Source organism: Gordonia amicalis, from assembly GCF_022059885.1.
In the GTDB taxonomy this organism is placed as follows: Bacteria; Actinomycetota; Actinomycetes; order Mycobacteriales; family Mycobacteriaceae; genus Gordonia; species Gordonia amicalis.
Map to the genome: position 1 here is coordinate 1,768,740 of NZ_CP091855.1, position 20,255 is coordinate 1,788,994.

The following is a 20,255-nucleotide window of genomic DNA, read 5'->3' on the forward strand; positions in this document are numbered from 1 at the left end:
CGCGTGCGGGTCGCCTCAGTAGTAGTACGGGAAGTCGTCCCAGCGGGGATCGCGCTTCTCCAGGAACGCGTCCCGGCCTTCCACGGCCTCGTCGGTCATGTAGGCCAGGCGCGTCGCCTCACCGGCGAACACCTGCTGTCCCATGAGCCCGTCATCGGTGAGGTTGAACGCGAACTTCAGCATGCGCTGAGCGGTGGGTGACTTGCCGTTGATTTTGCGGGCCCACTCGATGGCGGTGTTCTCCAGCTCGGTGTGCGGCGCGACGCGGTTGACCGCGCCCATCCGGTGCATGGTCTCCGCATCGTAGGCCTCGCCGAGGAAGAAGATCTCCCGGGCGAACTTCTGGCCGACCTGCTTGGCGAGGTAGGCGCTGCCGTATCCGGCGTCGAAGGAGCCCACGTCGGCGTCGGTCTGCTTGAACCGGGCGTGTTCGGCGGAGGCGAGGGTCAGGTCGCACACCACGTGCAGCGAGTGGCCGCCGCCCGCCGCCCACCCGTTGACCACTGCGATGACCACCTTCGGCATGGTCCGGATGAGCCGCTGGACCTCGAGGATGTGGAGCCGTCCGCCCTCGGCCTTCACCCGCGCCTCGTCGACCGAGCCGGCGCCGGCGCCCACGACGTCGGTGTCGTGGCTGGTGGCGTACTGGTAGCCCGAACGGCCGCGGATGCGCTGGTCGCCGCCGCTGCAGAAAGCCCAGCCGCCGTCCTTGGGGCTCGGGCCGTTGCCGGTCAGCAGGATCGTGCCGATGTCGGGCGAGCGGCGCGCGTGGTCGAGTACCCGGTAGAGCTCGTCGACGGTGTGCGGGCGGAAGGCATTGCGGACCTCCGGCCGGTCGAAAGCCACTCGCACGATGCCGTTCTCGCGGCCCTCACCGACATGCCGGTGGTAGGTGATGTCGGTGAGGTCGGTGAATCCGGGCACCTCGGCCCACTGGGCCGGATCGAACGGCTGGTCGGTGGTCTGGGTGTCGTCGGCGCTCATGCGCTCAGACTAGTGACCGCGGACGGCCGTGGTCGCGGCGGTCCGGAGGAGCCGGAACCCGGTGGAGTGGAACAAATGTCCTGTTGAGTACCGCTTGGTCGCGGACCATATATGATGCGAATTTTCAGTAAATTACCAGTTCGGGGTGCTTTGCTTTACCTATGAACACGTGGGGGTGGATTCTCGTCGTCGTGGCCGTGTGGTGCGCAGTGGCCGCGGTCGTCGCCGTCATCGTGGGGCGGGCGGTGAAGATGCGGGACGAAAAAGAGCGTGGGCCACGCGGCGTCCCCGACTTCGTTCCCGGCCAGGCACGGGACCTGGCCCGACACGGGACGTGCGTCGATCTGGATGCGCACCGTCGTTTCGATCGGCACCGTCCGGACCCCGGCGGGGAGCACCGGTCCGGCCACTGAACCGGTCTTCGTATACGGTTGACCGGTGAGTGAAGTCAACGACCATGCCGTAGAGACCGTTAACGACCATGCCGTAGAGACCGTCGAGGAAGACCCGCACGAGGGCGGGTTCCGCGCCCACATCGACGTCAGCACCGATCGTGGCGGTTCACGGTACGGCGAGTTCAGCGAACAGGTACGCCTGCTGATGGACAATGCGCGCTACGCCTGCCCCGACGACGAACTGGTCGACGACCTCATCGAGCACCTCACCGCCGTCAACGAGCGCCTCGCGAAGGTCCGCATCGACGAATGGCATTCGCCGGCCGGCACCCGGATCGACCTGCCGTCCCGCGGCAACATCACCCTCCCGCCCTACGAGGTCGTCGAGGTCACCGAGACCGGCGTGATCGCCGACCTCGTCTTCCGCGACTTCCACCTCGGCGGCAACAACGCCGCGCACGGCGGGCACATCGCCGTCGCCTTCGACGACATCGGCGGCTTCGCCTCGGCCGTCGCCGTGCAGCACATCAGCCGCACCGCCTACCTGAACGTGCAGTACCGCTCGATCACCCCGCTGAACACGACCCTGCGCGTACACGCCTGGGCGGAGCGGGTCGAGGGCCGCAAGGTCTTCCTCAAGGGCACCATGCACGACGGTGACCGCCTGTGCGCCGAGATGGACGCGCTGTTCATCAAGCTCAATCCCGGCCAGGCCTAGACGGTCGGCCGGCCTGGCCGGTCAGGCGCGGCTGATCAGACCTCGAGGCGCCGGCTGCGTACCGCCGGCGAATCCGATCGGGACACCCGCAAGGCGATGGTGACGGCCTCGTCGTCGGCGACCGGACACAACTCGTCCATCTCGCGACGCAGGCCCGCGAGAAGGTCGCCGTGGTTGTCCGACAGCGTGTGCGCCGTCGCGTCGTCGAGGGCGTACAGGAAGGCCGGCGTCATGGGGTGCACGGTATAGCCGAGTTGCTCGGCGGCCACCCACAGCTGTTCGACGACGAGCCCGGCTCGCATGTAGTCCGCCCGGGTACGCCCGCTCTGGACCAGGAGCAGGATTCCCGACGCCGAGGCGACCCGCGCCGCGGCGTCCGCCCCCAGCGCCGCGCCGCCGCCCCACTCGTCGAGCAGGGACATCACGTCGCCCCGCCGGAGCACGTCGAGCATCCCGGCCATCGCCGGCGGCAGATCGAGAGACGCGATGTCGATCCCGGCACCGGCCGCGGGGTCGGCGGTGAGTTCGGCGAACATCTCGCGGTGCAGCGCGGGGGTCAGGAAGCGCGCCCGGTCGGAGCGATCCGAGATCGTCGCGAAGGTCGCGATCCGCGTGCGGTCGGACAGGGGCACGAGTCGGGTGGTCTCGGTGTCGGCCACAGCGGTGAGTCGGAGCAGGTCCTCGTCGCCGAGCGGTGAGCCGTCGCCGGGTCCACGCCGGGTGCTCCGCGCGAGCAGCGCCTGAAGGTCGCTTTCGTACTCGGGCGCGTGCACTCCCGCACCGAGGCCTTTGAGCCGGACACGTCCGAGAACCGTCTGGTCGTCCTCGACGATCTCGATGTCGTCGAGCACACCGCGACTGGCCGCGGCGACACGGGCGTTGTGCAGGGCGGCACCGACCGCGACCGCGGAGGCGCGGTGCTCGACGTCGAGCGTCGAGGTGCGGTCCCGGTCGAGGGCGATGGTCACGGTGTCGTCGTCGACGCTGATCCGCCACGGCTGCTGGTTGCCCGCCGACGGGGCTCGCGCCGCGGCGTGCGTGATGAGATCGAGGTCGGACATCTCGTCGACCGGGATCTCGTTGTGCGCGAGCGATTCGGCGGTACCTGCGTCCGTGCCGCCGGCACCGTCGAGGGGATCGCTGAGGCCGTCGAGCCAGGTGTCGCGGTCGAAGCGCACGCGCCCGGACGGCAGCGGACGGCCCTGGACGAGGCGGCGGACCGCGGCGGCGACGGTCGCACCGCCGAGCAGCACGTCGCCGGCCAGTTGCGGCCAGGCCGTGACCGTGTGCCCGAGTTCGATCGCCGACGCCGCCATCGGCGCGGTGACCCTCGCCGGTTCGAGGACCTTGACGGCCAGGGGGGTGAGATGTGCCCGGTCCAGACCCACCAGGTCCTCGATGCGGAGATCCCCGGCCAGACCATGGAACAGCGGGCGCTCCGGTTCGAGATCGAATCGCTCCACGTCGAGGGTTCCGCCGTCACTCGTCTCCATCAGCACCGGAATACCCAGTTCGCGGCAACGATGCCGTACCAGCACCTTTACGTCGAATGAATCACATTCTTCGACGACGAGGTCGAGGCCGTCGAGGAATTCGTCGATGTTCTCGTTGGTTATGCCCTCTGTGAACACCGAAGTCGTCAGGTACGGGTCGATTTCGGAAATACGTCGGGAAGCCACGATGGCCTTATTTGTATCGATATCCAGCAATGTTGCCGGAATTCGATTCATATTCGTCAATTCGAGGTCGTCGAAATCCGCCAGACGTAATTCGCCGGCCAGTCCCTCGAGGGCCAGGGTGAGGGCGATGGCGTGGCCGACGCTCAATCCGACGATCCCGATGCGCAGCTTGGCGGCGGCGTCGAGATCGGCCGCGGTCAGCTTATGCCTGTTACGGTCCAGCCGCAGCCGACGATAAGAGATCGGACCGGGGATCTTCACCAGCGATTTGCGCCACGGAAAGTACGCGAATCGACATTCTTCATCCCGGACCGAGGGGTCGACCGGAGGCAGGATCTCGTCGAGTGCACGTCGGGTCTGGGTGGTCATGTCTGTCACGTCGATCGCGTCGTCGTCCAGGAGAGAAACGGGGACTTCGGACTCCGAGTAGACGTTGGCCGCAGTGGCCGGCGTGTAGTGCATACCTCATGGTGGCTTACCCGACTCGGCGTCGCCAACCGGGGCTATATGTGCGGATTTTGGACGAGAAGAACGGTTCTGCACCAGCATAAAATTGCCGCTGTGGCAACATAACACGCGGGGTCGGGGGAGATCTCGCAACGAATTCCTTATTTATGGAAGGCGCAATACTGCGATGAAAACGATGAAAACCGCCAGTGAAGTGGTACAGACCGGCATGCTTCGGGCCACCGCCCCGGAGGCCGGTACGGAGTACACGGTGATCGCGGCCAGTCCGCGACGGGAGCGGCTCCTGTGGGACAAGTACCTCGCCGGGGCCGCCGCGTCGTACGACCGGCACGGCTGTGCGGCCGCACTCGATTACGACGAGGTCTCCTCAGGTGCGGGAACGGCCCTGTTCTTCGCCGTGCTCGACGAGTCCGATCAGGTCCGCGGCGGCCTGCGCGTCCAGCCGCGGTTCAGCGCGGCGGCGCAGTCGCACGCGCTCGTCGAGTGGGCCGGACAGCCCGGTCAGGTGCAGTTGGTGAACGCCATCGAAGAGCGGCTTGCGGGCGGGATCGTCGAGGTCAAGACGGCCTGGGTGGATGAGCGATCACCCATCGCCAGGTCTGTGGCCGGGCAGCTGTCACGGTTGGGGCTGGTCATCATGGAGATGTCGGGCACCGATCACATGATGGCCACTGCGGCCGATCACGTGCTGCGGCGCTGGCAGTCGGGCGGCGGCCGCGTCGACGAGTCGGTGCCGCCGACGCCGTTCCCCGACGAGCGCTACCGGACCCGACTCATGTGGTGGGATCGGGCCCGCCTCCAGGAACACACCACCGAGGAGACCTGGCGCCGGATGCGGATGGAAGCCGATATCCTGCAGTCGCCGCGACATGCTCAGCGTCTCCCGGGCCGGGTGTCCATCTCCAGCAAGTCGGCCGGACGCTGGTAGAAGACCTCGTACAGGCTTGCCGCCGGCGGCGATGCCGGTGGGTCCTCGGCGGCGTGGGCGCTCAGCGTGCCGTCGTTCCACACGACCGGATCGATCGTGTCGATGACGGTGGTGTCCCGGCCGCTCTCCTTGGCCCGGTACACGCATTCGTCGGCGCGGCCCAGCAGGTTCCCGATCACGTCGTCGGTGGAGCCGGCATCGCCGTTGCGCGAGGACACCAGCGGTGCACAGACGCCCCCGACACTGACCGTCACCGGAGCCGTGGCGGCCACCGCGGCCCGGAGACGTTCGGCGCAGAGCCACAGCTCGTTCTCGTCGTGGACCACGTGGAACAGCAGGAACTCCTCGCCGCCGTAGCGGCACACCTCGGAACCGACAGGGGCGTGTTCGCGGATGGCGGCGGACGCGGACAGTAGGACGCCGTCGCCGGCGAGGTGCCCGTACTCGTCGTTGATCCGTTTGAAGTGGTCGACGTCGAGAAGCAGGATGCCGATCCGTCCGGTGGACGAGCGTGCGGCGGACAACAGTTGCGACGCGCGGATGAGGAATCCGCGGCGGTTGAGCAGTCCGGTCAGGGGATCGATCCCGCAGAGACGGGTCTGTTGGTCGAGTACGGCCTCCATCGACTTGCGGAGGGCCACCACGAGGAACACGGGCACCACGATGATCCCGAACATGGACCCGAAGCTGATCAGGAACGCCGGCCCCGACGTCGTGGTGACGCCGAGGACGACCACCGCGCAGAGGGTCGCGATCGCCAGATGCGACAGGATGAGCCGGGTCGACGCGGTGATCGCGCCGATGGCGGGAATGGCCGCGACGATCGCGAGCACGAGGGCCGAGGAGCGGGGGTCGGCGAGGATCAAGGATGTGCCACCGATGCCGACGATGCCGAGGCCGCCCAGGACCGCGAACTCCGGATCGGTCAGCCGGCGACGGAGCATCGTGACGGTGAACACCAGCGCGATGAACGACCAGATGACCATCAGGATGATCATCTTTCCGGGCTTCAGGGTGTCGGGTGCGAGGACGCTGATGATGGGCAGCGGGAGCACGCCACCGGTACTGATCAGCGTTGCCATGGACCGCGCATCGTAGCGGCGCATCATGTTTCTGATCAAGGCCATACGCCGGGACCGCTTTCCGTCGTTTCGGCCGAGCGAGCGACCACGGGTTCTCCGAACTCGGTGATTTACGGGATCAAAATCATAACCCGAACTAACGAATCCTGAGTGGCGTTGCACACAGGACTGGCTCCCACCTTAGCAGCCGTTTTCTAGCCTTTCTAATTGTTTGCGGGGTGTGATCAAAAGAGAATGCGGCCCGCGGCACCCCCGAATCCGATGGAGGTCAATCGACAACGAGAGTCGCCGGATACAGAAGGCGCAGATTTCCACCGTCACGACACGGATCATGCGCTGCATCGACGATTGCCGTGGCGCCACTTCCTCTGAGTCCGCGGATCATATCCGATGTATTGCACCGGTTTCGGGTCGGGGTTGTCCTGTACAGGACGAGCCGGTCTGCGGTTAAAATCCTGCCGAGGAACGTGGCGTTCGGGCCGCGGCGGGGGGATCGGACGACAGTAGATGATGCAGTGTTGAGTCGCGGCGCAACGGTGATCGCCGTCGAGGTCGACCCTTACCACCGTGCCGTCGTCGCCTACGGGCACGGCGCCGTCGTGTCCATCGCCGAATCGTTCGTCGCCCAGGTCCTGATGCCGATCAGTCCACGTGCGCGGTTCGAACGCAGGTCGGATCTGCAGTGGCTGATAACTCTCTCGGCCACCGATGGCGGCCATGACGCGCTCATCGACGCGGCACGGCGCAAACTCGGTGCGCACACCGTCAGCGACGGAGATCGCAGCGGATTCCTCGACGTCTGCATGGGCGTCGCCGTCGGCGCCGACCTCGACGGGGTCTCGGACGAGGCCGATCTGGTGCGTCACGCCGACGCCGCCCTGTGCGTCGCCCTCACCCGCCGGGTGCATGTCGAGTTCGCGCACCCGAGTATGGTGCGGCAGATCAGCGCGGAGGTCGACCTCACGGCATGGCTCACCCGGTCCGTCGAGCGGGACTTCTCGGTCTTCTACCAACCGATCGTCGCAATGCCCGACCGTCGGGTGGTCGGCTATGAGTCGCTACTGCGTTGGCACACCGAATCCGGAGTGCTTGCCCCAGATGCGTTTCTCGCGGTGGCCGAAGGCATCTCGCTGCTCGCGCCGATCGGCCGGCATGCCATCGGGGAAGCCATCCGGGATCTCGCCGCGGACATCTCCCGGATGACCGGTGACGAGGGTTTCGTCTCGCTCAACCTGTCCTGCCAGCAGCTGTCCGACGACGGCCTCGTCGCCTACATCGACGGTCTGATCCGCGACTACCGCGTCGATCCGGCCCGGGTCTGGATCGAGGTCCGCGAGGATCAGGTGATCCGCCTCGAGACCTCGGCGGCCCGGACCGTCAACGCGCTGCACGACCTCGGGTGCACCATCTGCGTCGACGACCTCGGCGCCGGCTTCTCCGCCCTTCGTTATGTGCGGGACCTGCCGGTCGACGTCCTGAAGGTCGATCGCACGCTGATCGACCAGCTGGTCCACAGTCATTCCGATCGTGCTGTGGTGCGGGCGATCTCGGAGATGGCGGCGGCCACCGGTCTGCGGATGGTGGCGGAGGGCATCGAGAGCGACGACGTGCTGGAGGTCCTCACCGAGTTCGGCTTCGACTACGCGCAGGGCTTCTTCTTCGGCCGTCCGGAACCGCTGTCCACGTGGACCGGCCGATAGTCCGGTAACGGACCGCCGGTGACACACCCGGACGGCCGGTGCGCCGTTGTCCGGCGAACCGACCGTCCGGTGCGATCTCCCCGATGATGCTCGGGGACATGGGTTTCGGGTTAGGTGACAGTTCCGGTCTCGATGGCCTGCGGACTGTTGTGGCTCTCCACCTCGATGCGACGCGGCTTGGCCTTCTCGGCCACCGGGATGGTCACGGTGAGCACGCCGTTGTCGTAGCGCGCGGAGATGCCGGCACTGTCGATGGAGTCACCGAGGGTGACCTGGCGGCGGTAGGTGCCGGAGAACCGTTCGCTGGCCAGCCACTGGACACCCTCGTCGGACGGGGCACTTCGCTGGGCGGACAACGTGAGTACGCCGTTGTCGACACTCACGTCGATCGAGCCAGGGTCCGCGCCCGGCAGGTCGGCGACGAGCATGTAGTGGTCGTCGACCTTGTAGAGGTCCAAGGGCATGAACTTGGGTGTACGCGCGGTTCCGGCCGCCGAACCGGTCAGCATGCCCCGGGCCCAGGCATCCATGTCGGAGAAGGGATCGAAACGCAGCACAGCAGTTCACCTCCTGTCTCACAAGGCTGCTCGCCACTCGGCAGGCGAGCAGCTCAACGCTGTACTGACACCGAAGATAGCACCGGTTCGCGCACTCGTCTAGCACTCTCGGGTAGAGAGTGCCAGACGATGTGCGAACCGGTGCTCGAGCGGCCGGTTCAGCCGAGTTCGGTTGCCTCGATGGTGAATCCGGCGTCGCGCAGGCGGTCGATGAGTGCATCGCCCATCGCTGCCGCGGTCGTGAGAACCCCGGTGCGGGACGGTAGCCGATCGCGGTCGAGCGCCAGCGCCAGGGCGCTCTCGGCGAGCATCACCGCGGTCGCCTTGTATCCCGGGTCGCCCTGGGCGCGCATCTGCGATCGGTAGCGACGGCCGGTGGTCGTCCGCGTGAACGTCTCGACCACGAAATATCCACTGTTGCGGGACTTCTCGCTGGGGCCGTCGCCCGGCTTGGGCAGGACGCGGTCGAGGAGGCGGCGGGTGGGGCCGAAGCTCATCGCCCCCATGAAGACGCCGGTGCCGACCGCGACCGCGCCGGCCGCCAGCGTCGACACGGCCGGGACGCCGCCGACGTTCATCGTCTCCGCGTAATGGAAGTTCGTGCCGTAGGCGTTGTCCAGCAGCGCATTCGAACGACGAACGATCCGGGTGTTGTGTGCCGCCATGAAGAACGGGGCGAGGGTGCCGCGCAGCGAGGGGTCGACCTTCTTGGCGCTGATGATCGACAGGTCGCTCGGTTCGTCGGACATGCTGACCCGCGGGACCTCGCCGGGACCGCCGGACAGGGCCTGCGGGTTGAGCATCAGGCGCCGGGCCTGCGAGTTCCTGGCCTCGTCGGCGATGACCCGCATCGAGTCGATGGTGCCGCCGGACAGGCCGCCGCGCATCGACTTCACCACCAGGGTGGTGTCGGTCATCTCGCCCGCCCCGTCCTCGGCGACCTTCTTGTAGAGCGCGTAGGTGGTGAGGTCGGACGGGACGGAGTCGAATCCGCAGGAGTGGACGATGCGTGCACCCGAGGCGACGGCGGTGTCGTGCGCCTTGTCGATGGAGTAGCGGACGAAGGGGACCTCGCCGGTGAGGTCGACGTAGTCGGTCCCGGCGGTCGCGGCCGCGACCACGAGTGCCTCGCCGTATTTCAGGTAGGGGCCGACCGTGGTGCAGATGACCTGCGTGCGGGCCACCATCGCATCGAGCGCGGCCGGCGAGTTGGAGTCGGCGACGATCAGGGGCCAGTCGTGCGCCCGGAGCGGCAGTCGTTCGCGCACCTTGGCGAGCTTGGACTCGTTGCGGCCGGCGAGCGCGACCTTGGTGCCGATCGGGGCGTGGTCGGCGAGATACCGGGCGGTGATCTCGCCGACGAAGCCGGTGGCGCCGTAGACGACGACGTCGAACTCGCGGCCGTGCGAACCGGCGGCGGGCCGGTTCTCGTTGCTGGATGTCTCGGTGGTGGATTCCCCGCTCATCTCTCCGACCTTACGTGGGACGCGGGTCACATGTGACCGGGGAGTCAGATCCTTCTTCCGCCGCCGCGCCGGGACGCGACCCGTGCCGCGAACGGCGCCACGAAGAGCATGAGGAGCACCCGCAGGATCTGGGCCGCGACGACGAAGGCCACGTTGCCGCCCGCGCCGGTGGCCGCTGCCAGGACGGCGTAGATGCCGCCGGGGGTGGTCGCGAGATAGCAGTCGAACATGGACTCCCCGGTCCATGCCGACAGTGCAACGCCGAGCAGTGCGCAACCGACACCGATGGCCAGGATGAGGACGAGCGCATAGGGCAGAACGCGTCCGATCTCTCGAAGACGCTCCATGGTGAAGCCGAGTCCCGCCTGCCAGCCGATCAGCGCGTAGGCCACGGTGAGCAGGATCGGAGAGACCGCGGCGTCGCCCGCGATACCGGTGAGCTCGGCGGCCGCCGAGAACGCGAGCGGACCGAGCAGACCGGCGGCCGGGAGGTGCAGCAGTCGTCCGACGGGGATGCCGACTCCCAGGCACACCCCCAGCAGCAACAGACCCCACGCCTGATCGGCCCACGACGCCGGGAGGATCTCCACGGTGCCTTCGCCTGCTCCGAAGACGAGGGACGCGACGAGCGGGATGGTGACGGTGACCAGCGCGACCCGTAGGTACTGGATGACCGCGACCATCCGTTCGTCGCCGCCGAACTCGCGGGTGAGGGCGACCAGCCCGGAGGCGCCGCCGGCCACGAGCGCGAGCGAGCCGGTGAGCGGGTCGACGTCGCGATGCAGTCCGAGCAGACCGCCGCAGACGATCGAGATGGCCAGGGTCGCGATGCCGATCACCAGCACCGGGAACCACGACGAGCCGAGTCCGCTCACCGTCTCCGGATCGGCCACCGTGCCGATGTAGACGCCGAGCACACCCTGTGACGACACGAACGCCCAGCGTGGCACGATCGGGGCGTCGGGATCGTCCGTGGAGGTGCGGCGTCGCGGCGCCCGCCCGGCGATGGCCAGCAGGCCGGCGACGACGAGACCGGCGAACAGGGCCGCCGCGTCGACGTCGAAGATGTCGAGGATCAGCGTCGCGGCCGCGGTCAGAACGGCCAGCAGTGTCCAGCGACGCATTGGAACCACAGTAGGGCAGCACCCTGGCGGGTGCCGCGCGAGGTCGGGGCGGGCGGAGCGGGGTCAGGCAGGTACTGCGGTGCCCAGGCTCAGGGCCCCATGCGGTTTCGGGACTCCCGGTTGATAGAAGGAGTCGACGCTGCCGAGCGTGAAGCCCGCCGCCGTCAGTTCGGCTCGTACGTCACGGGTCAGGTGACAGCCGCCGACGAGGCGCTTCTGGATCGGCTCGAGGCGGTGCTGCCAGCGGCGCACCTTCTCGTCGGGCGCCAGACCGTGTTCGAGGAAGCCGAGGGTGCCGCCCGGACGCAGGACGCGGCGGATCTCGGTGAGGGCTGCGCGCAGGTCGGGGATCGTGCACAGCGTGAACGTCGACAACGCGGCGTCGAAGGAGTCGTCCTCGAAGGGCAGTTTCTGGCCGTCGAGCCCGGAGCGCTCGATGGGCACGGACGACTCCGCGACCCGGTCGGCGGCCATCCGCCAGCCGACATCGGAGGGTTCTACCGCGGCGACCTCGGTGATCGTGTCGGGATAGAGCCCGACATTGAGACCCGAGCCGAAGCCGACTTCGAGCGTCCGCCCGCTCAGCGGGGCGCAGGCGCGTTGCCGCAGTGGTGTCAGGGCGGACATCCCGCATGCCAGGTGGACCAGATGCGGGACGACGCGGTCGTCATAGAATCCCACGCGACCAGCGTAACGCCGCTCCCGGCGCATCGCCTGGAGTTCGAGTCCCTAGGCTTGAGGAATGAATCGACCGGGTCCGAATCCATCGACGCTGCAGGCGCGGGTCATCGTCGACGAGTTGATCCGGGGTGGCGTGCGGGAAGCCGTGCTGTGCCCGGGGTCCCGGAACGCGCCGCTGGCCTTCGCGCTGCACGCCGCCGACGTCGCGGGCCGGCTGCGGCTGCACGTCCGCATCGACGAACGATCGGCGGGTTACCTGGCACTGGGACTGGCGGTGTCGTCGAAGGAGCCGGTGCCGATCGTCATGACGAGCGGCACCGCCGTGGCGAACATGGGGCCGGCGGTCTTCGAGGCCAACTACGCCCGCGTGCCACTCGTGGTGATCAGCGCCAATCGGCCCTATGAGCTGCTCGGATCGGGCGCCAACCAGACCGTCGAGCAGTTCGGCATCTTCGGCACCCAGGTGCGTGCCGCGATCAGCCTCGGCCTCGCCGAGCAGGACCTGGACACCAACAGCCAGTGGCGGTCGGCCGTCGGACGCGTGCTCGCCGCGGCGCGCGGTGCACGTACCGGAAACGCCGGCCCGGTCCAGTTCGACATCCCGCTGCGTGAGCCCCTCGTGCCCGATCCGGACGAGGTCGGTGACGATGACCTGGGCTCGTTCGCCGGACGACCCGGCGGACTGCCCTGGACGCAGGCGCCGGTCGGCAAGCTCGACGTCCCGCTGTCCATCGACCTGTCGCTGGACACCGTGGTGGTGTCCGGTCACGGTTCCGGTGAACATCCCGCGCTCGCCGGTGTGCCGACGGTCGCCGAACCGACCGCCCCGCATCCGGCGACCCCGCTGCATCCCCTCGCCCTCGATTCGGTGCGTCCCCGCCAGGCGATCATCTGCGGTCGTCCGACCCTTCATCGCGGGGTCTCCCGGCTGCTCGCCGACCCCGAGGTCCGGGTCTACGCGCTGACCACCGGCCCGCGATGGCCCGACGTCTCGGGCAACGTCTATGCGACCGGTACCCGCATCGAGGTGGCCGGTGAACCCCGTGAGGACTGGCTCAAGGAATGTGCGGCGGTGCAGGAGCGGGTGGTCGGGGCGGTCGCCGCGGAACTCGATGAACCGGGTCCGACGACCGGCCTCCACGTCGCCCGTGCCGTCAGCGACGCGATGGCGCCGGGCGACCAACTCGTCGTCGGCGCGTCGAATCCGATCCGCGACATCGCGCTGGCCGGGCGGGTCGCCGAGGGCGTGCGCGTCCTGTCCAACCGTGGCGTCGCCGGCATCGACGGGACCAACTCGACGGCCATCGGCGCCGCACTGGCCCTCGACCACGAACGTCCCGGGGCTCGCACCATCGCCCTCATGGGTGACCTCACCTTCGTCCACGACGCCACCGGTCTGGTCATCGGGCCGGGGGAGCCGCGGCCCGACTCGCTGCGGATCGTCGTCGCGAACGACGACGGCGGTGGGATCTTCGGTCTGCTCGAGCAAGGCGACCCGCGCTACAACACCGGGCAGTACGCCGGCGCCTACGAGCGTGTCTTCGGAACCCCGCATCACACCGACATCGCGTCGATGTGCGCGGGATTCCGCATCCCACACCGGCGGGTCGGCGTCGACGAACTGCGCGCCGTACTGGCCGAGGAACCGGCGGCGGGCGGAATAGAGGTGATCGAGGTCGCCACCGATCGCGATCGGCTGCGATCGGTGCACGCGGCGATCGCCGCCCGGCTGCGGTAGTCCCGCGACGGCGGTCCCGTCGCGACCGACGCCGCCGGTTACCCTGAACGGCATGAATCCGGTGATCCAGCGGCGCGTGCAGCTCGGGCTGCTCGTCGTCGGTCTGACCATCACCGCGATGGCGCTGTCGCTGATCGCCGGCTGTTTCAAGAACGACTCGGCGATCGAGGCCAGCAAGGCCACCGTGATGGCCGAGGTGGTCTCGGTGGACGCACTGCACGCCGCCGTCGACTTCCAAACCCCCGACGGCTCGTTCCACAGTCCGCGCTTCGGTCTGCTGTATCCCACCGAGCTCAGCGAGGGACAGCGCATCAGCGTCGAATATGCCGCGTACAACCCGGATCTCGCGCGACCGACCGGGCGTACCGCGATGCTCTCGATCATCCCGGGGCTGTCGGTGGCCGTCGTCGGGTGGCTGGTCGTCGGCCTGCTGATGGTCGGGGTTGCGGAGTTCAGCCGACGCCTGGCTCGCCGGAATGCGGAGAAGTCCGGCGGTGACGATTCGGCCGGTGCCGATTCGGGCAGTGACGATTCGGCCGATGCCGACCTGGTCGGCGAGAACGCGGACTCGGCGGCTGCCGCCGAGGACCCGGTTGTCGACGTTGTCGAGGACCCCGGTCCGGGCGCGACCGACGCGGAGTCCCTCAGCCCGCGATGACCGTGGTGGTTCCTCCGGAGACCACGAGTGCCTCGTCGTCGCGCAGGAAGTGCAGCGGATGGTCGGCGAACTCCTGACGCGTCCGGTCGATCGGTCCGCGCCCTCCGACGGTTCCCTCCGCATGCGGTACGACCGTGACGTCGATCAGTTCCAGGCCGGTGGTCGAGGCCAGGGGCGCCGCCTCGGCCGGGTTGTCGAGTAGCGCGAGCGGCGCGATGTCGGGACCGGTGACGGCCGCGCCGGCACTGACCCCGATGTAGGGCAGACCGAGCCGGACCGCTGCGACGAGAGGACGGTCGGCCCCGGCGTGGCGGAGAGCACCCAGGAGATGGAAGACATTGCCGCCCGCGACGAACACCGCGTCGACCTCGCCGAGCGCGCGGGTGAACGTGGCCGCCGGGATGAGTTCCGGATCGATGTCGACGACCTCGAATCCCTGCTCGCGCAGGGAACCGCGGTCGAGGTCGAGCCAGGCCTGGTCGGGATAGATCGACGACGCGGTCGGGATGAAGCCGATGCGCGCACCGGTGCCGACGCGCGGCACGAGGAAGTCGTGCACCGGGGTCAGCCATCGGCTCAGCAGGAGTAGGTCGGTGTCGGGCACACGTCCACTGTGCATCACGCCCGGGATTCGGGTCGTCGGGTGTTCACCGGGTGTTGCGGGACGTGTCACGCACTGCGTCACTGCCCGTCAGGTCGACGGGTCAGGGTCGGGGCATGCGCGTCGCGATCGTCGCCGAGAGCTTCCTCCCGCAGATGAACGGGGTGGTCAACTCCGTCCTGCGGGTCGTCGAGCATCTGGAATCCACCGGCCACGAGGTGGTCGTCATCGCCCCGGACACACCGCGGAGATGTTCTTCTGCGCCGCGGATCGTGGGGCGGCGGACCGCGGTGCACCTGGTGCCGTCGGTGCGGGTTCCGCGGGTGACGTCGCTGCCGGTCGGGGTTCCGATGCCGCTGCTGTACCGGGTGCTGCGCGACTTCGGGCCCGACGTCGTGCACCTGGCCTCCCCGTTCGTGGTGGGCGCGGCGGGCGCGGTCGCCGCGCGCGCGCTGGGCGTGCCGGTGGTCGCGGTCTTCCAGACCGATGTGGCCGGGTTCGCGGCGTCGTACCGGCTGGGTGCGGTGGAGAAGGCGGCCTGGCGATACACCCGCCTGTTGCACGAGATGTGCGATCTGACGCTGGCGCCGTCGAGCGAGACGATGACCGCCCTCGCCGTGCGCGGCGTGCCGCGGCTCCGGAAGTGGGGGCGCGGCGTCGACCTCGACCTGTTCGCGCCGGACCGTCGGGACGAGGCTCTGCGCGCGCAGTGGCGGCAGGACCGCGACCACGCGCTGGTGTGCGGATTCGTGGGTCGGCTGGCGCCGGAGAAGCATGTCGAACGGTTGGCCGGGCTGTCCGGGGACCCGCGGGTGCGGTTGGTGATCGTCGGCGACGGTCCCGAACGCGCTCGCCTCGAACGCTTGATGCCGGATGCGGTGTTCACCGGCGAGCTCCGCGGCGACGCGCTGGCCCGGGCGTACGCCTCGTTCGACGTCTTCGTGCACGCGGGCGAACACGAGACGTTCTGTCAGACGATCCAGGAGGCGATGGCCAGCGGCCTGCCGGTCATCGCCCCCGCTGCCGGCGGACCGTGCGATCTGGTGACGCCGTTCCGCACCGGGTACCTGCTCGAGGTCGCGCGATTCGAGGCCGCCCTGCCGGCAATCGTCGACTCGCTGCACGACGATGCGGTGCGGGCCGCGTTCGGTCGGGCGGCACTCCAGGCGGTGCGGTCACGGACCTGGCCGTCTGTGTGCGCCGAGCTGGTGGGGCACTACCGGTCGGTGACCGGGGCGGGTGCCGCGGCCGAGTTCGACCGGCCCGCCTGATCGCCGGGACACCGGTCGCGGTGGCGGCGTGCGGCGTACCTCACGCTCGTCGTGGCGCCGGCGCGCGGTAGCGTGAGCGGCATGGCATCGACGGGCGCGAACCCACCTCAGCGAGCAAGTCTGGAGAAGGATCCGGCCGAGGTCGCGGCCATGTTCGACGGCGTCGCCCGACGCTACGACATCACCAACACGGTGCTGTCCTTCGGGCAGGATCGCGGGTGGCGCAAGAAGACACGCAAGGCGCTCGACCTGCGTCCGGGTGACATCGTGCTCGACCTCGCGGCCGGGACCGCGGTGTCGACGGTCGAACTGGCGTCGTCGGGTGCCCACTGTGTGGCCGCCGACTTCTCACTCGGCATGCTCAAGGCCGGCGCCCACCGCGACGTGCCCAAGGTCGCGGCCGACGCGCTCTCGCTCCCGTTCGCCGACGACTCCTTCGACGCGGCCACCATCTCCTTCGGGCTGCGCAACGTCAACGATGTCCCGACTGCGCTCGCCGAGCTGCGTCGTGTGCTGAAACCCGGTGGGCGACTGGTGGTCTGCGAGTTCTCCACGCCGACGTTCAAGCCGTTCCGCACCGTGTACATGGAGTACCTGATGAAGGCGCTGCCGGCGGTGGCGACGAAGGTGTCGAGCAGCCCGGACGCGTATGTCTACCTGGCCGAATCGATCCGGGCCTGGCCCGACCAGTTCGCGCTGGGCGACCTGATCCGCGACGCCGGCTTCGACCAGGTGCGCTGGCAGAACATGACCGGCGGGATCGCGGCGATCCACTCCGCCCGGGCCTGACGTCCCCGACGCCACTTCGAAAACGACGTCGCATGCGACCTCGATCCGGTCCGGCGACGTCAGCTGGCGTCGCAGATCCCGAATCGGTGTCGCATGCGACTTCGGTTGTGGGGCAACGAGGTAGGAGTGCGTGCAGTCCGATCGGTGGGTAGCGAGCTGGCGAGGAACCCTTCGCTACCGTGGTAGCGAGCTTGCGTGCGGTCTTTCTGTTCCTTGAGTAGCGAGCTTGCGAGCAACTCTCCGCTCTCTGAGGCGAGTTTGCGAGGAACCTTCCGCTCCTTGGGTAGCGAGTTTGCGAGCGGTCTTTCTGTTCCTTGAGTAGCGAGCTTGCGAGCGTATCGAAAGGCCCCTCTACCAGACACCACCGACAAGTCCGGAAATGAATCTGATCCTCGATACTCGTTGCGAGGCAGCCGAATTGCGCCTACAGTCGAGTTATCGAACACGTATTCGAGTCGACGTCTCCAGGGGGTGACCACATGACCGATCACGCACTGCGCGATGACACCACCACACCGCCACCCTCGGGTCCCGCCGTGTTGGTCGGCCAGATCCACACCCTCATCGATCAGCTGCAGACAGTGAACCTGACCGGGTGTTCGGATGCCGAACTGGTCGATGTCGCGGTAGAGACCGAACGGGCGATCGCGCGACTGACTTTCGCCGGCGATCGTCAGATCGTGGAAGCCACCGAACGTGATCTGCCGCGCAAGACCGGGCATCGCAGCATCATCCAGTTCATGACCCACCGCCTGCGGATGGCCAATCCCGGTAAACGTCTCGAACAAACCCGGGCCACCGCATCGTTTCCTGATCTGACCACCGGTGAACCCCTCGCACCCGCACATCCGGCGCTGGCCGAGGCGTTCGCCGCCGGGCGAGTCGGGTCCGCGCACGTGCACGCGGTGCTCGACGTGCTCGACCAGATTCCGCACGCCGTCGCCCATGATGTGCAGGTCGCGGCCGAACAGCAGATGGCCGAGATCGCGGTCGAGCACACCCCGGCCGACATCACCCACCTCGGCGCCCGACTCCTGGGCCATCTCGACCCGGACGGCACCCTCGCCGATGATGCGGATCGGCAACGTCGCCGCAACTTCTGGCTCAACCGGCAACGTGCCGACGGGACCGCGAAACTCAACGGCACCCTCACCCCCGAGTTGGTGGCGCGGTTGGAGATGATGCTGGCCGTGTGGGCGAAACCCGGCATGAACAACCCGCATGATGCTGAATCCCCGTGCGGGTCGATCGAGGACGCCGACCCCGACCAGCTGGCAGCCGCGGCCGAGCGTGATGACCGCAGCCCGGCGCAGTTGAACCATGACGCGTTCAACGCGCTACTCAAAGCAGTGTTCGACGACGGCATGCTCGGCACCAGTCACCGCGGACTGCCGGAGCAGTTGATCGTCAAAGCTGACCTCAATGATCTGATCCGTGAAGCCGGGGTGGCGACGACGGCGACCGGCACGTTGATCCCGATCCCGGATCTGATCAAGCTGGCCGCTGATGCGCAACCGTGGTTGGCGGTGTTCGAAGATGCCACCGCGGTCCCGTTGTACTTCGGACAAGGCAAACGATTGGCCACTCGCGAACAACGCCTGGTGTCCTTCGCCCGGCCCGACGGCGAATCGTGCTCCACTCCCGATTGCCGCGTACCCGCCGCCCACGTGGAAATGCATCACGCCCAAATCGATTGGGGTGACGGCGGATTCACTGACATCACCAACCTCACTCCCGCCTGCACCCGACACCACCACATGGTCGGTAACCAACCCGGCCAATACACCACCCGCATGGTCCGCGAAGGACCCGATGAAGGCCGCTGTACCTGGCAGCTGAACGTCGAACCCGGTGCCCCTCCGAATCCGGAGCGGATCAATCGGCGACCTGATCTACCGCGCCGGTTCGCCGAACATTTGAAACAGGTACGCGAGGAGATCCACGGACCCGACCCGGCGTCCGGCGATGAAACACGCCTCGAGATCCGCGAAGTCATCGGCCACCAATCCGAGGCGCCCGTAAACCGGGGTCTGTCTCTCAAGGACCTGTCGCCCATCGAACTGCGATGCGCCGCACTCCTCGGACTCAACAAGATCTGAACCCCTCCAGCGCGGTGACTCTCCGAGCTCGGAGAACCGCAGGGTCAGGAGCCGGTGGCCTGCCGCGCGTCCTCGGCGATCAGGTCGTGCGGGACCGGGCAGCCGGTAGGCGCGGACTGTGCTGCGCCGGAACCCTTCTCGGGATTCGACGCGCCGGGGACGGGGCAACCGGCCCCGAAGGTGCCGAGTTCCTCGAGGCGATAACCGTTGGGGTAGCTGCGGATCTGCTTGGTCTGACGGCCGAACAGCGGCTCGGTCCGCGGCGGGAAGAACAGCCGGATCGCGAGACCGCGGGCCTTCAGTCCACCACGCACCAGAATACGTTCGACGAGGGTCGGCTTCGGGTACTTGAACGCGTTGAGCAGGCGATCGTCCATGAGCGCGAACGACATCCGGCGTACGACCGCGCGGGGAGCAGCTTGTAGGGCATGAAGGTGCCGAGCAGGTCGAGGGTCGAGTCCGCGACGGCCAGGGCGTCGGGGCTGAACGCGAAGTTGGCCGTCTCGTAGTCCTCGTAGAACTGCTTGAAGCCCTCGTAGGTCTCCGGGATGTCCTTGATGCCCATCAGCTGACCGAGCCGGCGATAGTAGTTCGTGAGGCCCCGGATCTCGTGGCTGGTGAGCTTGCGCCACTCGTAGGCGTTGACCCACTCCACCGGGCACACCACGAAGGTCGCCAGCACGTAGAGGAAGTCGCCGTTGGAGATGTCGTACATGCCGTGCATCTGGTTGATGCGCCGGATGCCGGCGCGTCCCAGTGGACTGTCGACGCCGTGCTCGATCGGGGCGTCGAGAAGGAGGACCGTGTCGTCGTAGCGCTTCTGCGTCGACTCGGTGAACTGGCTCGTCTTGTACAGCAGGTCGCCGATCGACGGCACCGCGTAGGTGCGGAACAGGGCGAAGCTCAGCGCCTGGGTGATTCCCCAGGGGAACTCCTGGGTGCCGAGTGCCCGTGCGATCGACGTCGGGTCGTTGTCGGCGTCCATCCGATCGATGTCGCCACGCAGGTGATAGCGCTGCGTCACCCGGTTCTGGACGGCGTGCTTGGCGCGGGTGGCGAGAGTGGATGCAGTGGGCATCGTGCATCTCCTGGGTCGGCGGTGGTCTCGATTGTTGCATGTGTGTGGCCGAGGCCACACAGGTTGGAACATTACCGCCTCTATGTCTCATTGGGTGTGCCGGGGTGGTGAGACGTCGCAATTTTTCCCGCGTGCACGTTTCGGTCCGGTCAGCGACCGCTTCCCGGCCGCTGACCGGATTCGATCGGCGGCTGGGAAACGACGCCGCGGGACTGCGCCCGCCGGCCGCGTATCGAGGT

The 20,255-nt window shown here is 68.0% G+C and carries 17 protein-coding genes and 1 pseudogene; 9 read left to right on the forward strand and 9 right to left on the reverse strand.

Annotated elements, in window-relative coordinates; all coding sequences use genetic code 11:
• Positions 1–15: 15 nt before the first annotated feature.
• Positions 16–984 carry a 1,4-dihydroxy-2-naphthoyl-CoA synthase gene (locus IHQ52_RS08130; protein WP_006435270.1) on the reverse strand — a complete coding sequence of 323 codons (969 nt, stop codon included), beginning with the start codon at positions 982–984 and terminating at the stop codon, positions 16–18.
• A gap of 161 nt (positions 985–1,145) precedes the next feature.
• On the opposite strand from IHQ52_RS08130, the gene IHQ52_RS08135 reads away from it, so the two are divergent.
• Both IHQ52_RS08135 and IHQ52_RS08140 read left to right on the forward strand, forming a co-directional pair.
• On the forward strand, positions 1,146–1,397 hold the full coding sequence (locus tag IHQ52_RS08135) for a hypothetical protein (protein ID WP_191834762.1): 252 nt from the start codon (positions 1,146–1,148) through the stop codon (positions 1,395–1,397).
• 25 nt (positions 1,398–1,422) lie between these two features.
• Positions 1,423–2,097, forward strand: coding sequence for a PaaI family thioesterase (locus IHQ52_RS08140; RefSeq protein ID WP_159405527.1), 675 nt, complete (start codon positions 1,423–1,425; stop codon positions 2,095–2,097).
• A gap of 35 nt (positions 2,098–2,132) precedes the next feature.
• On the opposite strand, the gene IHQ52_RS08145 is transcribed toward IHQ52_RS08140, so the two are convergent.
• Positions 2,133–4,238, reverse strand: coding sequence for an Rv1355c family protein (locus IHQ52_RS08145; RefSeq protein ID WP_159405526.1), 2,106 nt, complete (start codon positions 4,236–4,238; stop codon positions 2,133–2,135).
• A gap of 172 nt (positions 4,239–4,410) precedes the next feature.
• Here IHQ52_RS08145 and IHQ52_RS08150 point away from each other — a divergent pair, with 172 nt between their 5' ends.
• Positions 4,411–5,172: a hypothetical protein gene (locus IHQ52_RS08150; RefSeq protein ID WP_159405525.1), complete on the forward strand. Its 762-nt coding sequence runs from the start codon at positions 4,411–4,413 to the stop codon at positions 5,170–5,172.
• Here IHQ52_RS08150 and IHQ52_RS08155 read toward each other — a convergent pair.
• The gene (locus IHQ52_RS08155) at positions 5,118–6,254 is read right to left on the reverse strand and encodes a sensor domain-containing diguanylate cyclase (protein ID WP_232513064.1); all 1,137 of its coding nucleotides are present in this window, start codon (positions 6,252–6,254) and stop codon (positions 5,118–5,120) included. The genes IHQ52_RS08150 and IHQ52_RS08155 overlap by 55 nt on opposite strands.
• A 515-nt stretch (positions 6,255–6,769) precedes the next feature.
• Between IHQ52_RS08155 and IHQ52_RS08160 the strand changes: the two genes are divergently transcribed.
• Positions 6,770–7,954 carry an EAL domain-containing protein gene (locus IHQ52_RS08160; RefSeq protein WP_024499796.1) on the forward strand — a complete coding sequence of 395 codons (1,185 nt, stop codon included), beginning with the start codon at positions 6,770–6,772 and terminating at the stop codon, positions 7,952–7,954.
• Positions 7,955–8,064: 110 nt separating this feature from the next.
• Here IHQ52_RS08160 and IHQ52_RS08165 read toward each other — a convergent pair whose 3' ends face one another.
• The 4 genes from IHQ52_RS08165 to IHQ52_RS08180 all read right to left on the reverse strand — a co-directional run bounded on the left by IHQ52_RS08165 (position 8,065) and on the right by IHQ52_RS08180 (position 11,782).
• Positions 8,065–8,511, reverse strand: coding sequence for an Hsp20/alpha crystallin family protein (locus IHQ52_RS08165; protein WP_006435278.1), 447 nt, complete (start codon positions 8,509–8,511; stop codon positions 8,065–8,067).
• 158 nt (positions 8,512–8,669) lie between these two features.
• On the reverse strand, positions 8,670–9,977 hold the full coding sequence (locus IHQ52_RS08170; RefSeq protein ID WP_024499797.1) for a saccharopine dehydrogenase family protein: 1,308 nt from the start codon (positions 9,975–9,977) through the stop codon (positions 8,670–8,672).
• 44 nt (positions 9,978–10,021) lie between these two features.
• Positions 10,022–11,101, reverse strand: a complete 1,080-nt coding sequence (locus tag IHQ52_RS08175) for an AbrB family transcriptional regulator (RefSeq protein WP_024499798.1) — start codon at positions 11,099–11,101, stop codon at positions 10,022–10,024.
• A gap of 63 nt (positions 11,102–11,164) precedes the next feature.
• Positions 11,165–11,782: a class I SAM-dependent methyltransferase gene (locus tag IHQ52_RS08180; RefSeq protein WP_006435281.1), complete on the reverse strand. Its 618-nt coding sequence runs from the start codon at positions 11,780–11,782 to the stop codon at positions 11,165–11,167.
• Between the two features lie 61 nt (positions 11,783–11,843).
• Between IHQ52_RS08180 and menD the strand changes: the two genes are divergently transcribed.
• Together menD and IHQ52_RS08190 are read left to right on the forward strand one after the other, a co-directional pair.
• On the forward strand, positions 11,844–13,520 hold the full coding sequence (gene menD / locus IHQ52_RS08185) for a 2-succinyl-5-enolpyruvyl-6-hydroxy-3-cyclohexene-1-carboxylic-acid synthase (RefSeq protein WP_006435282.1): 1,677 nt from the start codon (positions 11,844–11,846) through the stop codon (positions 13,518–13,520).
• Between the two features lie 52 nt (positions 13,521–13,572).
• Positions 13,573–14,178 carry a hypothetical protein gene (locus tag IHQ52_RS08190; protein WP_006435283.1) on the forward strand — a complete coding sequence of 202 codons (606 nt, stop codon included), beginning with the start codon at positions 13,573–13,575 and terminating at the stop codon, positions 14,176–14,178.
• Here IHQ52_RS08190 and IHQ52_RS08195 read toward each other — a convergent pair.
• On the reverse strand, positions 14,165–14,782 hold the full coding sequence (locus tag IHQ52_RS08195) for a Type 1 glutamine amidotransferase-like domain-containing protein (RefSeq protein WP_006435284.1): 618 nt from the start codon (positions 14,780–14,782) through the stop codon (positions 14,165–14,167). The genes IHQ52_RS08190 and IHQ52_RS08195 overlap by 14 nt on opposite strands.
• Before the next feature lie 113 nt (positions 14,783–14,895).
• Here IHQ52_RS08195 and IHQ52_RS08200 point away from each other — a divergent pair, with 113 nt between their 5' ends.
• From IHQ52_RS08200 to IHQ52_RS08210, 3 genes are all read left to right on the forward strand, one after another.
• Complete coding sequence (locus IHQ52_RS08200) at positions 14,896–16,050, forward strand: glycosyltransferase family 4 protein (RefSeq protein ID WP_024499799.1); 1,155 nt, start codon at positions 14,896–14,898, stop codon at positions 16,048–16,050.
• Positions 16,051–16,131: 81 nt separating this feature from the next.
• A complete protein-coding gene (locus IHQ52_RS08205) occupies positions 16,132–16,839 on the forward strand; it encodes a demethylmenaquinone methyltransferase (protein ID WP_006435288.1) in 708 nt (235 codons plus the stop codon).
• A 479-nt stretch (positions 16,840–17,318) separates the two neighbouring features.
• Positions 17,319–18,938: an HNH endonuclease signature motif containing protein gene (locus IHQ52_RS08210; protein WP_006435289.1), complete on the forward strand. Its 1,620-nt coding sequence runs from the start codon at positions 17,319–17,321 to the stop codon at positions 18,936–18,938.
• 44 nt (positions 18,939–18,982) lie between these two features.
• On the opposite strand, the pseudogene IHQ52_RS08215 reads toward IHQ52_RS08210, so the two are convergent.
• Positions 18,983–20,016 (reverse strand): annotated as a pseudogene (locus tag IHQ52_RS08215) (oxygenase MpaB family protein).
• Between the last annotated feature and the right edge of the window lie 239 nt (positions 20,017–20,255).

Coding starts and splice junctions, on each gene's coding strand:
- IHQ52_RS08205 (WP_006435288.1), top strand. CDS start 16,132: ATGGCATCGACGGGCGCGAACCCACCTCAGCGAGCAAGTCTGGAGAAG.
- IHQ52_RS08145 (WP_159405526.1), bottom strand. CDS start 4,238: ATGCACTACACGCCGGCCACTGCGGCCAACGTCTACTCGGAGTCCGAA.
- IHQ52_RS08130 (WP_006435270.1), bottom strand. CDS start 984: ATGAGCGCCGACGACACCCAGACCACCGACCAGCCGTTCGATCCGGCC.
- menD (WP_006435282.1), top strand. CDS start 11,844: ATGAATCGACCGGGTCCGAATCCATCGACGCTGCAGGCGCGGGTCATC.
- IHQ52_RS08155 (WP_232513064.1), bottom strand. CDS start 6,254: ATGGCAACGCTGATCAGTACCGGTGGCGTGCTCCCGCTGCCCATCATC.
- IHQ52_RS08190 (WP_006435283.1), top strand. CDS start 13,573: ATGAATCCGGTGATCCAGCGGCGCGTGCAGCTCGGGCTGCTCGTCGTC.
- IHQ52_RS08175 (WP_024499798.1), bottom strand. CDS start 11,101: ATGCGTCGCTGGACACTGCTGGCCGTTCTGACCGCGGCCGCGACGCTG.
- IHQ52_RS08200 (WP_024499799.1), top strand. CDS start 14,896: ATGCGCGTCGCGATCGTCGCCGAGAGCTTCCTCCCGCAGATGAACGGG.
- IHQ52_RS08150 (WP_159405525.1), top strand. CDS start 4,411: ATGAAAACGATGAAAACCGCCAGTGAAGTGGTACAGACCGGCATGCTT.
- IHQ52_RS08135 (WP_191834762.1), top strand. CDS start 1,146: ATGAACACGTGGGGGTGGATTCTCGTCGTCGTGGCCGTGTGGTGCGCA.
- IHQ52_RS08170 (WP_024499797.1), bottom strand. CDS start 9,977: ATGAGCGGGGAATCCACCACCGAGACATCCAGCAACGAGAACCGGCCC.
- IHQ52_RS08210 (WP_006435289.1), top strand. CDS start 17,319: ATGACCGATCACGCACTGCGCGATGACACCACCACACCGCCACCCTCG.